Source organism: uncultured Roseobacter sp. (genome assembly GCF_947492555.1).
In the GTDB taxonomy this organism is placed as follows: Bacteria; Pseudomonadota; Alphaproteobacteria; order Rhodobacterales; family Rhodobacteraceae; genus Roseobacter.
In genome coordinates, this window is the sequence record NZ_CANLNE010000001.1 from 358,034 (window position 1) to 373,793 (window position 15,760).

General features: G+C 62.3%; 11 protein-coding genes. All 11 read right to left on the reverse strand.

Features of this window, described 5'->3' with window-relative positions; genetic code table 11:
• The gene (gene glgA, locus Q1A07_RS01670; RefSeq protein WP_299777226.1) at nt 1-1,455 is read right to left on the reverse strand and encodes a glycogen synthase GlgA; all 1,455 of its coding nucleotides are present in this window, start codon (nt 1,453-1,455) and stop codon (nt 1-3) included.
• A gap of 1 nt (nt 1,456) precedes the next feature.
• Nucleotides 1,457-2,716, reverse strand: coding sequence for a glucose-1-phosphate adenylyltransferase (gene glgC / locus Q1A07_RS01675; protein ID WP_299777228.1), 1,260 nt, complete (start codon nt 2,714-2,716; stop codon nt 1,457-1,459).
• 46 nt (nt 2,717-2,762) lie between these two features.
• The gene (glgB, locus tag Q1A07_RS01680) at nt 2,763-4,961 is read right to left on the reverse strand and encodes a 1,4-alpha-glucan branching protein GlgB (RefSeq protein ID WP_299777230.1); all 2,199 of its coding nucleotides are present in this window, start codon (nt 4,959-4,961) and stop codon (nt 2,763-2,765) included.
• Between the two features lie 12 nt (nt 4,962-4,973).
• On the reverse strand, nt 4,974-7,397 hold the full coding sequence (locus Q1A07_RS01685; protein ID WP_299777232.1) for a glycogen/starch/alpha-glucan phosphorylase: 2,424 nt from the start codon (nt 7,395-7,397) through the stop codon (nt 4,974-4,976).
• A gap of 96 nt (nt 7,398-7,493) precedes the next feature.
• Nucleotides 7,494-8,420: a carbohydrate kinase gene (locus tag Q1A07_RS01690; protein WP_299777234.1), complete on the reverse strand. Its 927-nt coding sequence runs from the start codon at nt 8,418-8,420 to the stop codon at nt 7,494-7,496.
• Nucleotides 8,421-8,486: 66 nt separating this feature from the next.
• On the reverse strand, nt 8,487-9,128 hold the full coding sequence (eda, locus tag Q1A07_RS01695; RefSeq protein ID WP_299777236.1) for a bifunctional 4-hydroxy-2-oxoglutarate aldolase/2-dehydro-3-deoxy-phosphogluconate aldolase: 642 nt from the start codon (nt 9,126-9,128) through the stop codon (nt 8,487-8,489).
• Between the two features lie 14 nt (nt 9,129-9,142).
• Nucleotides 9,143-10,948 carry a phosphogluconate dehydratase gene (gene edd / locus Q1A07_RS01700; protein ID WP_299777238.1) on the reverse strand — a complete coding sequence of 602 codons (1,806 nt, stop codon included), beginning with the start codon at nt 10,946-10,948 and terminating at the stop codon, nt 9,143-9,145.
• 39 nt (nt 10,949-10,987) lie between these two features.
• Entirely contained in the window at nt 10,988-11,995 is a 1,008-nt protein-coding gene (gene gap, locus Q1A07_RS01705; protein ID WP_299777240.1) for a type I glyceraldehyde-3-phosphate dehydrogenase, read from the reverse strand.
• Nucleotides 11,996-12,201: 206 nt separating this feature from the next.
• Complete coding sequence (locus Q1A07_RS01710) at nt 12,202-12,840, reverse strand: nucleoside/nucleotide kinase family protein (protein WP_299777242.1); 639 nt, start codon at nt 12,838-12,840, stop codon at nt 12,202-12,204.
• 215 nt (nt 12,841-13,055) lie between these two features.
• Nucleotides 13,056-14,207, reverse strand: a complete 1,152-nt coding sequence (locus Q1A07_RS01715) for an iron-containing alcohol dehydrogenase (protein WP_299777244.1) — start codon at nt 14,205-14,207, stop codon at nt 13,056-13,058.
• Entirely contained in the window at nt 14,204-15,691 is a 1,488-nt protein-coding gene (gene glpK / locus Q1A07_RS01720; protein WP_299777246.1) for a glycerol kinase GlpK, read from the reverse strand. Before glpK ends, Q1A07_RS01715 begins: the two co-directional genes overlap by 4 nt.
• Nucleotides 15,692-15,760 lie beyond the last annotated feature (69 nt).

Sequence of the window (15,760 nt, forward strand, 5' to 3'; positions counted from 1 at the left end):
TCAATCCTGCAGCGTGCGTGCATCCAGCAACGATGCATAGATGTCCTTATACGCCTGCGCCGAGACATCCCACCCCACCGGGTGGCGCATCGCGCGGCGCATCATCGCGGCCCATTCAGACGGCTGGTCAAAGAGATCGCAGGTCCGCAGGATCGCCTGCTCCAGCGCCGGGGCCGTGACCGGCGCGAATTGCACACCGGTGGCGCATTTGGCACTGCGCGCGGCCTCATTGGCGTCGATGACCGTATCGGCCAGCCCGCCGGTGCGCGCCACGACCGGCAGCGTGCCGTAGCGCAGCCCGTAAAGCTGGGTCAGACCGCAGGGCTCGAACCGCGAGGGGATCAGGATCGCGTCGCTGCCGCCCTGCATCAGATGCGACAGCGGTTCGTCATAGCCAATGATCACGCCCACCGCGCCGGGGTGGTTCCGGGCGGCGGCCATGAACCCGGCCTCGAGGTCTTTCTCTCCGCTGCCCAGCACAGCGAGTTTCGCCCCGCGAGCCACCAGCATCGGCAGGGCCTCCAGCAACAGATCGAGCCCTTTTTGCGTGGTCAGGCGGCTGATCACACAAAAGAGCGGGCCGCTCCCCTCGCTCTCCAGATCGAACCGCTTTAGCACCTCGGCGCGATTGCTTGCCTTCTTCTTCAAGCTTCTCACAGAGTACGGGGCCACCAGCGCGGCATCCGTCTCGGGGTTCCACGCGTCCAGATCGATACCGTTGAGAATGCCGGTCAGATCCGCGTTTCTCGCCCGGAGCAGCCCTTCCAGCCCCATGCCGAATTCCGGCTGCATGAGTTCGCGCGCATAGGTGGGGCTGACGGTGGTGATCTTGTCGGCAAAAGCGAGGCCTGCCTTCAGAAAGCCGATACGTCCAAAATACTCCATCCCCTCCGGTGTGTAATGCGCTGAGGAAAGGCCAAGCGAGGTCATGAGCGAGGGATCGAAAAGCCCCTGAAACGCGATGTTGTGAATTGTCAGAACCGTGGGCGGCACGGGGCCGTCCTTCTGCCGAAGATAGGCGGGCACCAGCCCGGCCTGCCAGTCATGGGCGTGCACCACGTCAGGACGCCACCCCGTGAGACCACCTGCCGCGACCTCGGCAGCCACGAAAGACAGGGCGCCGAAACGCTGCGCATTGTCAGGCCAGTCCTGCCCATCCGCTCCCAGATAGATATTGCCCGGACGGTCAAAAAGATGCGGCGCGTCGAGCAGCAGCAGATCAAGCCCCTCTGCCTGGCACGACAGCAGGCGCACGGGTCCGCCGTGAAGGTCATCCGAGGCCCAGACCTCTTTTCCATTTGCTGACAGGGCCTGCAACGCGGGATAGACCGGCAGCATCACCCGGGCATCGGCCCCAAGGGGGGCCAACGCCTTGGGCACCGCGCCAATCACATCCGCCAGCCCGCCGGTCTTCACGAAGGGCGCGCATTCCGAGGCAACAAAGAGAATTTTCACGTCAGAGGTCCAGTTTGTCGATCATCGGTTGCGTGATGAGGCAGGTGCCGTTTGCCGTGCGCCGGAACCGTCTGGCGTCCTCTTCCGCATCCTCTCCCACAACGAGGCCTTGCGGGATCACGACCCCCCTGTCAATCACCACATTGCGAAGCTGGGCGTTCCGGTTAATCTCCACGTACGGCAAGGCCACGACACCATCCAGTTGCGAAAACGAATGGGTGCGCACACCAGTGAAAAGCAGGCATTGGTCCAGCCGCGACCCCGAAATGATGCAGCCCCCAGACACCATGGAGGAGACCGCGTGGCCGCGCCGCCCTTCCTCGTTATGGATGAACTTGGCAGGCGCCGTCAGCTCGGAATAGGTCCAGATCGGCCATTCGTTGTCATAAAGGTCAAGTTCGGGTTTGAAGTCGGTCAGGTCGATGTTGGCCTGCCAGAAAGCATCGACCGTCCCCACATCGCGCCAATAGGCTTTCTCCTCGATCCCGGAGCGCACACAGGACCGGCTGAACGGATGCGCGATGGCCTTGCCCTCCCGAACGATCCGCGGGATGACATCGCCGCCGAAATCGTGATTGTACCCTTCGCTGCCTGCGCATTCATCCAACAGCTTGAACAGGTAATCCGTCTCGAACACATAGATGCCCATGCTGGCCAATGCGTGATCCGGGTGGCCCGGCATCGGCGGGGGATCCGCGGGCTTTTCAACAAAATCAAGGATGCGGTCTTCGGTATCGACTTTCATCACCCCGAAACCGGTGGCTTCCATGCGCGGCACCTCGATGCAGCCCACGGTCACATCCGCGCCGCTTTCCACGTGGTGACGGATCATCATCGCGTAATCCTGCTTGTAAATGTGGTCGCCTGCGAGGATCACGATGTATTTGGGCCCGTAGCCCTGAATGATATCCCTGTTCTGGGCGACCGCGTCGGCCGTGCCCTTGTACCAGTTCTCGTTATCGAGCTGTTGCGAAGCGGGCAGGATATCGAGGCTCTCGTTGCGCTCCGCGCGAAAAAAGCTCCAGCCGCGTTGCAGATGCCGGATCAGCGAATGCGCCTTGTACTGCGTAGCCACGCCGATGCGCCTGATCCCGGAGTTCACCGCATTGGAGAGCGGAAAATCGATGATCCGGCTTTTCCCGCCGAAATACATCGCGGGTTTGGCGCGCCTGTCGGTCAACTCGTACAGCCTGCTGCCCCGGCCCCCGGCCAGAACAAAGGCCATCGTTTGCTGTGCAAGCCTTTGCGTTTCTCGGTCCATTGATTGTCCTCCCATTTTTGTCTTTTGCGCCCCTTTTCCCGGGGCGTCAGCCGTGCTCCACTTCGAAGAAGAGGGTCGTCAGCGGTGGTAGCGTGATCCGGATCGACTGCGCCCTCCCCGACGCAGCAACCTCCTCGCTCCGGACGCCGCCCATGTTGCCACGGCCATCGCCGCCGTAGAATTCCGAGTTCGTGTTCAAACGCTCGACCCAGTGACCTTGTTCCGGCACACCGATGCGGCGCTCTGGCCGCTCGACCGGCGTGAAGTTGGAGACCACTAGCATCGACGGCGTATCGCCCGACCCATGGCGCACCCAGGCAAAGATGGATTCGTCACCGCTGTTTTCTTCGATCCACTCGAACCCTTCGGGCTTTGCATCCAGCGTGTGAAGCGCGGGATGCGCGCGGTAAAGCGCGTTGAGATCCCGTACCAGCGTTTGCATACCCCGGTGCAGATCGACGTCCAGCAGGTGCCAGTCAAGGCTGCTGTCATGGTTCCATTCCGCCCCTTGGGCAAACTCGCTGCCCATGAAGATCAGCTTCTTGCCCGGATGACCCCACATGAACCCGTAATAGGCCCGCAGATTGGCGAATTTCTCCGGGCCCTCGCCCGGCATCTTGTCCAGCATCGAGCCTTTGCCATGCACCACCTCGTCATGGCTGAGCGGCAGGATGAAGTTCTCTGAAAAAGCGTAGTGCAACCCAAAGGTCATCTTGGAATGATGGAATTTCCGGTGCACCGGATCCTCGGCCATGTAGCTGAGCGTGTCATTCATCCAGCCCATGTTCCATTTGAAGCCGAACCCCAGACCGCCCGCATCCACCGGCGCGCTCACACCGGGAAAGGCGGTCGATTCCTCGGCCACCGTCATGATGCCTTCGACCTCGCCGTAGGTGGTCGTGTTCATGTTCTGAAGAAAGGCAATCGCTTCAAGGTTCTCGCGTCCGCCGTCCTTGTTGGGGATCCACTCGCCGTCCTTTCGGCTGTAGTCGCGGTAGAGCATGGAGGCCACGGCATCGACCCGCAGCCCGTCCACGTGATGTTCCTGCAACCAGTAAAGCGCGTTGGCGATCAGGTAGTTGGAGACCTCGGCACGCCCATAGTTGAACACCATCGTGTTCCAGTCGGGGTGAAACCCTTCCTTGGGATCGGCGTGTTCGTAAAGCGCTGTGCCGTCGAATTTGGCCAGCCCGTGCGGATCTTCGGGGAAGTGCCCCGGCACCCAATCCAGGATCACGCCAATCTCTGCCGCGTGGCAGGCCGAGATCAGGGCGCGGAACTCATCCGGGGTGCCGTGGCGGATCGTAGGGGCAAAAAGACCAACCGGCTGGTAGCCCCAGGACCCGTCAAAGGGAAATTCCGAGATCGGCATCAGTTCGATATGGGTAAAGCCCAGATCCTTGACGTAAGACACCAGCTGTTCGGCGTGTTCCAGATAGCTGAGCGGACGGTTGCCGTCCTCCGGCACGCGTCGCCAGGAGCCCAGATGCACCTCGTAGACGGAAATCGGCTGGTCAAAGCGCTGTGTCGCGCCGCGCTTGGTCATCCAGGCCGCATCCGGCCAGTCATACCCGTCGATCCGGCGCACCACAGAGCCGGTGCGCGGGGCATGTTCCGAGCCAAAGCCCACCGGGTCCGCCTTTTGCGGCAGGAGGTGGTGATTGCTGTCCAGCACCTCGAACTTGTAGACAGCCCCCTCGCCGACGCCGGGGATGAAAGTCTCCCAAACCCCGGTGGCACCCCGGCGGCGCAGCAGGTGCCGCCGCCCGTCCCAGGTGTTGAAATCCCCCACAACCGAGACCCGCGCGGCGTTCGGCGCCCAGACGGCAAAATGCGTGCCCGCGGCCCCCTCGTGGGTCATCACATGCGCGCCCAACGCATGCCAGAGCTGCCGATGCGTGCCTTCGCCGATGAGGTATTCGTCCCATTCCCCCATCACCGGTCCGAACCGGTAGGGGTCATCGGCGATCCACTGGTGACCATCGCGCGTCACGCTGAGATGGTAGGTGAACCGGTTCTTGCGCCGGGGAGCCGCGCCCTCAAACAGCCCCTGTGCGCCGTCTACGGGCAGGAGCGTGGTGATCCTGCGTCCTGTCTTCGGATCAATCGCCTCGATGCTCTGTGCGCCTGGTACGAAGGCGCGCACCACCCATTTGCCCGCAACCTGATGCAGTCCCAAGACGGAAAACGGATCCCCGTGGCGGCCTGCAACGATGTCTTCTGCGTCCTGCGGTGTCAGAGCCAAACGATTTCCTTTCTAGGCCACATCCTTGCGTGACGTTCTTGATGCAATGAGACTGGGCGCATTCCAGATGTCACGTGCGTAGCCGCTGATGGTCCGATCGGAGGAGAACCAGCCAACACGGGTGGTGTTCAGGGCCGCCATCCGGGTCCACCCGCGTTTGTCAGCAAAGGCCGTATCGACCTGACGCTGGGCGTCAAAGTAGCTGTCGAAATCGCAGGTCACGAGGAAATAGTCGTGGTTCCAGAGCCCCTGCACCAGATCGCCGTACCGCCCCCGGTCGTCCGGTGAGAACACACCGCTGTCGATCTGAGACAGCACCCGCGCCAGACGCGGGCTGGCCTCGATTGCGCGGCGGGCGTAATCGGGCTCGGCCCGGCGGGCGGTGACCTCTGCCGCGGTCAGACCGAAGAGAAAGAAATTATCCGCGCCCACACAGTCGCGAATCTCGACATTGGCACCGTCCAGAGTGCCGATGGTCGGCGCACCGTTCAGGGCGAATTTCATATTGCCGGTGCCCGAGGCCTCCTTGCCCGCAGTAGAGATCTGTTCGGACAAATCCGTCGCCGGGATCAGGATTTCCGCCATCGAGACATTGTAGTTTTCCGGATAAACGATCTGCAGCACATCCTTGGTCGCCGGATCGGCGTTGATCACCTTGGCGGCATCGTTGATCAGGTGGATGATCTGCTTGGCCACCACATAGCCGGGGGCCGCCTTGCCGCCGAAAACCTTGACGCGTGGGGTCCAATCCGCGTTGGGATTGTCGCGGATCTCATTCCACAGCGCCACAGTCTCCAGCAGGTTCATCAGCTGGCGCTTGTACTCATGGATGCGCTTGATCTGCACGTCGAACATCGCCTCGGGGTCCAGCGCGTGGCCCCCGTGATCCTTCAACCAGTTCGACAGCCGGGCCTTGTTGCTGTCCTTCGCCGCCTGAAAGGCATCGAGGAAAGCGGGATCACCCGCATGCGCGGCCAGCCCGTCCAGTTGCTGCAGGTCGCTGGGCCAGGAGGTGCCGATGGTCTCATTGATCAGGTTGCGCAGCGGCGGGTTGCAGGAATACAGCCAGCGGCGCGGCGTGATCCCGTTGGTCTGGTTGATGATCCGGCCCGGATAATCCCGGTGCAGATCGGCAAAGACGGTTTCCTTGACCAGATCGGAGTGCAGGGCGGAGACCCCGTTGACGTGGTGCGCCATGACAAAGGCCAGCTCACCCATCTTCACCTCGCCATGCTCCAGAATACGCACGGCGCTGCCGGTTTCCGACAGATGCGCGGCTTCGATCATCTGGATGATCTGGTGGTGACGCGGCAGGATACGGATGAAAAGCTCTTCCGGCCAGCGCTCCAGCGCTTCGGGCAAAAGCGTGTGATTGGTATAGGCGAGACAGCCCCGCGCGGTCTTGATCGCGGCCTCCTTGTCAAACCCGTGTTCGTCCATCAACAACCGCACAAGTTCCGGGCCCGCAATGGCCGGATGCGTATCGTTCAGTTGGATGGCAACGTGATCTGGCAATTCCTTCAGATCACCGCCTTCGCTCAGGAAGCGCCGCAGCAAGTCCTGGATCGAGGCGGAAGTGAAGAAGTATTCCTGCTTGAGCCGCAGTTCCTTGCCGATATCCGTTGTGTCATCCGGGTAAAGCACCCGGCTGATCGTGCGCGCCAACGCTTCCGGCGCGCTGGCGGCGATGTAGTCCCCGCGATTGAAGCTCGCCAGATCAAAGGCGGTGGTAGGTTTCGCAGCCCAGAGGCGCAGGGTATTGGCCCACTGTGCCTGCCAGCCGATCACCGGCGTGTCATAGGCCGAGGCCATGACCGTTTCAGCGCAGCGCCAGATGGTCTTGCCGTTCTCTTCAAAGACATGACCGCCGAAATCGATGGGATAGCTGACCTCTGGCCGTTCGAATTCCCAAGCGTGGCGCTGGGACAGCCAGGTTTCCGCCGTCTCCCTCTGCGCCCCATCCTCAAAGTGCTGCTCAAAAAGCCCGTGTTCGTAGCGGATGCCATAACCATAGGCCGGAATGCCCAGCGTCGAGAGCGAATCCATGAAACAGGCCGCCAGACGCCCCAGCCCGCCGTTGCCAAGTGCTGCATCCGGTTCATTCGCGACCACGGCCGCGTAGTCCTGACCCAGATCGGCCAGTGCGGCCTCTGCCACCGCATCAAGCCCAAGGTTCACCGCGACATCCTCGATCAGCCGCCCGATGAGGAACTCCATCGACAGGTAATACACCCGCTTGCCCCGCGCCTCATAGGTCTTGCGCGTGCTCTCGAACCACGGATCGACCACGCGGTCCCGCAGCGCCAGCGACAGCGACATGCGCCAGTCATAGAGCGAGGCGTGGCTGTCATCCTTGCCCAGCGAATGTTTGAGATGGCGCAGGATGTCTGCGCTGAATTCTGACGGGGAAACAGGGGGGATACTCATAGCGGACATCAGGTCTCTTTTTACGGCTCACCAGTCGCACGACGCGCCGGATGAAATGGGTTTTCTTTTTCTAGCGGTTTTGGGGGCAGGACAACACCGGTTTTCTCAAAGCTCATGGGCCCAGGGGGGATTGGCCCCGGCGCGGGAAACGGTCACGGCGGCAACGGCGGCGCCCTGCGCCAGGGCATCCGTCACCTCCTGTGCGCCAATGTGGGTCACCGTCTGTTTTGACAAAAGCCCCTTTTCGGCCAGCTTGGCCAGAACCCCGGCGTTGAAGGTATCGCCTGCGCCGACGGTATCGACGATGGCCACTCTCTGCGCCATAACATCAACGGTGACGCCACCCGCAAAGATGGCCGAGGCCCCGTCTGCTCCACGTGTGATGAGCACGACATGCGGCCCGGCGGCGCAAAGCAATTGCGCTTTCTCGGTCAGGGTCTCGCCGTCCTGCACAATCCATTCAAGGTCTTCGTCCGAGACTTTCACGATATCGGCCACGGCAATCATGCGCTCCAGCCGGGCGCGGTACCGGGCCTCGTCCTTCACAAAGGCGGCACGGATGTTTGGGTCGATCATGATTACCCTGCGATCCGCTTCCCGCTCGGCCAGGGCCGCGTAGAACTCCGCACAGGGTTCGCTGATCAGGCTGATGCCGCCGAAATAGAGCGCGGTCACAGCCTCCGGCAGGTCCGGCAGCTGATCGGGCGTCAGGCTGCGCCCGGCGGTATTCTCATCGTAGAAGGTATAGCGGGCCTGACCCTTGGCAAGTTGCACAAAGGCCAGCGTGGTCGGCAGATCGGAGCGGATCACATGGCTGCCATCGACGTGGCTCTCTTCCAGCGCCTGCGCCAGCTGCTGCCCAAAAAGATCATGCGACAGACCGGTAACAAATCCGGTGTCATGCCCCAGACGCCCCAGCGCGATGGCTGTGTTGAAAACCGCGCCACCGGGATGGGGAGTAAAGCTGGTTTGCCCATCGGTGGAGACCGTCGGGATCATGTCGATCAGCGCTTCGCCGCAACATAAAATCATCTTCCTGCTCCCCGATCGTCTTTCCTTGCACTGGCACACCGCCAGTTGGCCGTGCCTCTGCGCTCTTTAGGCCGCAAGCTTGCTTGCATCGCGCGCCAGGGCTTCGATCCCCGCCCAATCGCCACCGATCACCAGATCGCTTGGAGCAACCCAGCTGCCCCCGGCGCAGATCACATTGGGCAGCGACAGATAGCTTTGCGCGTTGGACGGGCTGACCCCGCCCGTGGGGCAGAACCCGATTTGCGGCAAGGGGGCACCAATCGCCTTGAGGGCTGGCGCGCCGCCTGATGCCTCAGCCGGAAAAAACTTGAGCATATCATAGCCGCGCTCGAACAGGCGCATTGCCTCGGAGGCCGTCGCGGCCCCGGCCAAAAGCGGCAGGTCTTCAGCCTCGCAGGCCTCCAAAAGGGCATCCGTCGCCCCCGGTGACACACCAAAGGTGGCCCCCGCCGCCTTGGCATCGCGGACGTCCTGCGGCGTGACAAGGGTGCCCGCACCGACAACGCCACCCGGCACCTGCGCCATTTCCGCGATCACCTCAAGGGCGGCAGGGGTACGCAGGGTCACCTCCAGCGCGGGCAATCCGCCCGCAACCAGCGCCTCGGCCAGCGGTCGGGCGTGGGCTTTGTCCTCCACCACAAGCACGGGCACGATGGGCGCAAGCGCACAGATTTCACGGGCGCGTTTGCTTGCCTCTTGCGGGGTCATGGGGGTGTCCTTTCCTAAAACAGCACGCTGGCGCCGGTGTCCGCCGTGCCGACCGACCGCCGGAACTGGGCAAAAAGCTCGCGCCCGAGGCCAAATTCATTGGCGCCAAGATTGATCCGGACAGGGTCGCGGTCAAGTACGCCGGGGGTGACGATCTCCAGATCGCCCTTCACCGCATCGACCCGCAGGATATCACCGTCCTGCAGCTTGGAAATGGCCCCGCCGTCCAGCGCTTCGGGACTGACATGGATGGCCGAGGGCACCGATCCGGAGGCGCCGGACATCCGCCCATCGGTCACCAGGGCCACGTTGATCCCGCGCGCCTGCAGGTTCTTCAGCACCGGCGTCAGACTGTGCAGTTCCGGCATGCCGTTGGCCTTTGGACCCTGAAACCGCACCACGACCACCGTGTCCTCTTCGATCTCGCGGGCCTTGCAGGCCGCCTTGACCTCTTCCTGATCGTTGAAGACCCGCACCGGGGCCTCGACGATCTGATGCTCGGGTTTCACCGCAGAAACCTTCATGACCGCATTGCCCAGTGACCCGCTGAGACGTTTCAGCCCGCCCGTCGGCTGGAACGGGTCCGCCGCCGGGCGCAGTATCTTTTCGTTGAGGCTGTGCGCCGTGCCCTCTTCCCAAACCAGCGCGCCGTCTTTGAGTTTTGGTTCCTGCGTGTAGACCTCCAGCCCCCCACCACCGACGGTTTTGGTGTCGGGATGCAGCAACCCTGCGCCCAGCAACTCGCGGATCATGTAGCCAAGGCCACCTGCCGCGTGGAAATGGTTCACATCGGCCAGACCGTTTGGATAAACCCGTGCCAGCAAAGGTGTAACCTCGGACAGGTCCGAAAAGTCCTGCCAGTCGAGGATGATGCCGCCTGCCCGCGCCATAGCCACCAAGTGAATGAGCAGGTTTGTCGACCCGCCCGTGGCATTGAGCCCGATGATGCCGTTCACAAAGGCCTTTTCATCGAGCACATCACAGACCGGCAGATACTCATCACCTAGATCGGAATGCGCCAGCGCCCGCTGCGCCCCCGCTCGGGTCAGCGCATCGCGCATCTCGGTGTTCGGGGTGACAAAACTGGCCCCCGGCAGATGCATGCCCATGAATTCCATCAGCATCTGGTTGGTGTTGGCCGTGCCGTAAAAAGTGCAGGTGCCCGGCCCGTGATAGGCCGCCATTTCCGCCTGCATCAGCGCGTCGCGCCCGACCTCGCCCGCGGCGAATTTCTGACGGACCTGGCTCTTTTCCTCGTTCGACAGGCCAGAGGTCATCGGCCCGGCGGGCAGGAAGACCGTGGGGATATGACCAAAGGTCTGCGCGGCAATGATCAGACCCGGCACGATCTTGTCACAAACGCCCAGGTAGACCGCAGCGTCAAAGGTGTTATGCGTCATCGCAATGCCGGTCGCCATGGCAATCAGATCGCGGGAAAAGAGGCTCAGCTCCATGCCCGGTTCGCCCTGGGTCACCCCGTCACACATAGCTGGCACGCCGCCCGCCACCTGCGCCGTGGCCCCAACCGCGCGGGCTGCCTCGCGGATCAGTTCCGGAAAGCGCTCAAAGGGCTGATGCGCGGACAGCATGTCGTTGTAGGTGGTCACAATGGCCAGATTGGGGGCCTGCTCAGTAACCATCGCGGATTGATCCGGCCCCGCCCCGGCATAGGCATGCGCCTGACCGCTGCAGCTGAGATGGCCGCGGGCCGGACCCTTTGTGCGCGCCGCGTTCATCCGCGCAAGATAATCTCCGCGCGGTCCTTCGCTCCGCTCGATGATCCGGTCAGTGACGCGGGCAATCGTGTCATTCAGTGTCATCTCGGTTCCTTTCGGTCCCTGGACGGGTCAGACAGCAGGTCAGGTTTTGGAGAGTTCCGCCAGCCTGCGACCCGTGTCGATCATCCGGTTGGCAAAGCCCCATTCATTGTCATACCAGCTGACAACACGCACCAGACCGTCCTGTGTCACGCTGGTCTGCGGCGCGGCAAAGCTGGAGGAATGCGGGTCGTGGTTGTAGTCGATGGAGACGGTCGGATCCGTCTCGTAGGCCAGAACCCCTTTCAGCTCACCCTCGGCGGCCTCTTTCATCGCCGCGTTGATGGCCTCCTTGGTCGCAGGCTTTTCGGGCATGAAGGCCAGATCGACCAGCGAGACATTCGGTGTCGGCACACGGATGGCTGAGCCTTCAAGGCGTCCCTCGAGATGCGGCAGCACCAGCGAGATCGCCTTGGCCGCCCCGGTAGAGGTCGGCACCATCGACACCGCAGCCGCCCGTCCACGGTAGAGATCTTTGTGCGGCGCGTCATGGGAAGGTTGGTCGCCGGTATAGGCGTGGATCGTGGTCATGTAGCCGGTCTTGATACCAAAGGCTTTGTCCAGCACATAGGCCACTGGGGCCAGGCAGTTCGTGGTGCAGGAGGCGTTGGAAATGACGATGTCGTCCTTGGTCATGTCCTTGTGGTTCACACCGTAGACAACGGTGCGATCTGCACCAGCGCCCGGCGCCGAAATCAGCACGCGGCGCGATCCGTTTTCCAGATGCTGCGCGGCCTTTTCGCGGGCGGTGAAGAGCCCTGTGCATTCCATCGCCACATCGACACCGTCCCAGGGCAGTTCCGCTGGGTTGCGGATAGCCGTGACCTGAATGCTCTTGCCATTGACAACCAGCGCATCGCCCTTGACCTCTACATCCGCCTTAAAGCGACCATGCACGCTGTCGTATTTCAGAAGATGTGCCAGTGTCTCCGGGGTCGACAGATCGTTGATCGCGATTACTTCGACATCCGAAATCTGGTTCTCCACAAGGGCCCGCAGCACACCACGACCGATGCGACCGAAACCGTTAATTGCAACTGAGTGAGACATCTTCTTCCTCCAGAATTCATTCTGTGTCGCGCCGATCCGACGCACTGGGCTTTGTTAGCGCTAACGATCACATTTTGACGCAAACATCAATGGTCGATTTCAGCGCGGCTTGTCGCGGCATCTGAACAGGCAGGGATGCGGCGCGGCTCCAGGCCCGCGACCCCGTTCCCTGCTGCATCATAGCATAAGATGCAGCCATCTCATTTTCATGACCCCGAAGCGTCGAAAACCACGTCGCAGGGCAAGGAATGTGACTGTATCAGCTGCGCGTTTCTGAGGTCGTTTCCTTCGGCCCGGGCAATGGCGGCATGCTCTGTCAGGCCTTCATCAAGCCAGCGATCAATCAGCCGCTGACGCAGGGTGGCCAAATCGACATCCAGCCGGACCCGCAGATCCCAGAAGGCCGACAAAGACCGCCAGTGATCTGCATCCAGCAACAGGTAGTTGCCTTCAACAATCACCGTATCACAGTCGCCTTCCAGCTGCCCGGCCCCGGCGATGGCAATATCTCTGGTTCGGTCAAAAAGCGGGTAGTACACCGGCGTTTCCGATCCCAGGGCCTGCATCAACCGGGCAAAACCGGTCGCATCAAAGGTCTCCGGCGCGCCCTTGCGGTCCAGCAGATCGAGTGCGGTCAGAATACGGTTGTCCAGGTGAAACCCGTCCATTGGTACAACCTGCGCCTTCGCCCCCCGTGTCGTCAGCATCTGCGCCAGCTTTTCGGCCAGCGTGGACTTACCACTGCCCGGTGATCCGGCAAGGGCTACCAACCGCCGGCTCGATGCACGCGGCGTGGCCAGCACCTGTTCCGCCAGAGCGTCCACACTGTCTAGTCTCAGGCTCATGCTGTCCTTTCTTCTCAAAGCAGTTCTGCTCTGCAGGCATCAAAAGCCGCGTTCCACGTTGGTTGCAAGCCTTCAAATCTCAAGCCTGTCCACTATTGTCCCGGAGTCCTATCCCTGACCTGATCATCTGGATCCCTCGAACGGCTGGGTTCGCCAGTGTCCCTTGGGCCGCAATCACCTGATAGACCGCCCCAACCGGGCGGCGACAAACAGTTTCACATCGCCTGCTGCATGATTCCGACCAAATCGGATGCAGGCAGGACACAAGGGTTAGCTTTCATCGAGGACGCCCCGGCCGCTTCGTCAGCAATCTGCGTCAGATCGGTCTCCGGTGTCAGCCAGTGCGACAGTCTCTGAACCTGCCAGTCATCCAGCAGATCGGGCAGCCGTTCGAATATGTCGTTCGGGTCCTGATCAAAGCCTTGCCCCACCCAGCCTGCGACCTCCTGAAACCTGTCCAGCACCCCACCAGCGGCCCCGATGGCGGAGGCATTGGCGACCATGACAGGGCCGAGCAGCCGCCCGCAAATCAGCCCGTGCGGCGCCCCCAGACGCCCGCCCAAAACCCCTGCCAGACCGTGGACCGCACCCAACCCGGCGTTCGTCAGGGCAAGCCCGCCCGCAAGGCTGACAAAGGCCATGTCATCGCGCGCTTGCGGGCATTCCGCCTCGGCCAGGTGCGCCAGCGCCTGCGCGCCTTTGGGAATGGCAGCACTGCAGAGCGCATCCGTCAGAGGGTTGGCGCGGTGCGAGACATAGGGTTCAATCACCTGCGTCAGCGCATCAAGCCCGGACGCCAGTGTTTGCGCGCGCGGCGTGTGATCGGTGAGCGCGGGATCAATCAGCGCCACATCGGGCACCATGCGCGGGTCCCGCAAACTGACTTTGCGCCCCGCATCCGGCACGGTGATCACCGCGTTCTTGGTCACTTCGGCGCCGGTGCCAGAGGTCGTAGGGATGGCGATCATCGGCAGCGGAGCGGCGGTCAGCGGCTGCGCGCCCCCGACCCCTTCCAGATGATCCATCACCGCGCCGCTCCCCGGCAACAGGGCCGCAATCGCCTTGCCAAGATCGATCACCGCGCCGCCGCCAACGGCCAGAATAACATCTGCCTGAAGGGTGCGCCCGACGTCCAGACCGGTCTGCAACGCCTCCAGAGTTGGCTCGCCCGCGCTGAACACCTCTTGGACGTTCGCGCCGAGCCCCCGGAGCGCGCCCCGCAGATCATTCACCCAGGGAACGGACCGGCCGCGTACCACCAGAACCCGCGTGCCAAATCCCAGCGCAATCCCTGCCGCCTGCTCCGACACACCACGACCAAATTCGATCCGCCCGGCGGTCAGGAAGCTGAAAGCCGCCTGGCTCAAAAGCTCATGGTCGCCGCGACGGCGCGTTTCCAGGCCGCGTATTTCTCATCGCGCAGGCCGTCGTCCATCTGCGGCGTGAACTGCTGCTGCAAAGCCCAGCTTTCAGAAAAGCCTGCCATATCGGGGTAAAGCCCCGCACGCTGCCCGGCGAGCCATGCAGCCCCCAGTGCGGTCGTCTCCAACACCTCCGGGCGGTCCACCGGCGCGCCGATGATGTCCGACAGGAACTGCATCGCCCAGTCAGAGGCAGACATGCCGCCGTCCACGCGCAGCGTAGCCCCCGCGCCCTCGCCCTGCCAGTCGGCCTGCATGGCTTCGAGCAGATCGCGGGTCTGGTAGCCAACACTCTCCAACGCCGCTTTGGCGTATTCCTCGGGGCCGGAATTGCGGGTCAGCCCGAAGACCGCACCGCGACACTCCGCATTCCAGTAAGGTGCGCCAAGCCCGACAAAAGCGGGCACCAGAACCACGTTTTGGTTCGGATCGGCCTTTTCGGCCAGCGGCTGCGTCTCGGCAGCCTCGCGGATGATCTTGAGACCATCGCGCAGCCATTGCACCACGGCACCGGCGACAAAAATGGAGCCCTCAAGCGCATAGGTCGGCGTGCCGTCGAACTGATACGCGATGGTTGTCAAAAGACGGTTCTGCGAGGTGACGGCGGTTTTGCCGGTGTTCAATAGTGCGAAACACCCGGTGCCGTAGGTGGATTTCAGCATGCCGGGCTCAAAACAGGCCTGCCCGATGGTCGCCGCCTGCTGATCACCCGCGACGCCGAGGATGGGAATGGCACGCCCGAACAGGTCGGCGCGGGCCATGCCGAAATCAGAGGCGCAGTCCTTGACCTCGGGCAGCATTTCCATGGGGATGTCGAAGAGCGCGCAGATCGACGTGCTCCAGCGCCCTTTGTGAATGTCATAGAGCAGCGTGCGCGCGGCATTGGTGGCATCCGTCACATGGGCCGCCCCGCCGGTCAGTTTCCAGATCAGGAAGCTATCGACCGTCCCAAAGAGCAGCTCTCCGGCCCGTGCGCGATCCCGCGCACCGTCGACATGGTCCAAAATCCATTTAAGCTTGGTGCCCGAAAAATACGGATCGGCCAGCAGACCGGTCTTTTCGGTAATCATCTTGTCATGACCAGCCTCGCGCAGCTCGCGACAATAGTCCGCCGTACGCCGGTCCTGCCATACGATGGCATTGTGGATCGGCTTGCCGGTATCTTTCTCCCAGACCACAACGGTTTCGCGCTGGTTGGTGATGCCAATCGCGGCGATATCATCCGGTCCAAGACCCGCCTTCTCGATGGCAGCGCGACAGGTTCCGGCGGTTGTCGACCAAAGGTCGCCGGGGTCATGCTCTACCCATCCGCTGTTCGGGAAATGCTGTGGAAACTCCTCCTGCGCGCTGGCTTTGATCCGCATATCGCCGTCAAAAACAATGGCGCGTGAGGATGTCGTCCCCTGATCAATCGCGAGAATATGGGTCATGGTGTCCCCCGGATATCACTGAATTCTGTGGGCAGTCTGCCCATGAAAAAGCCGGGGCACAACTGGTGC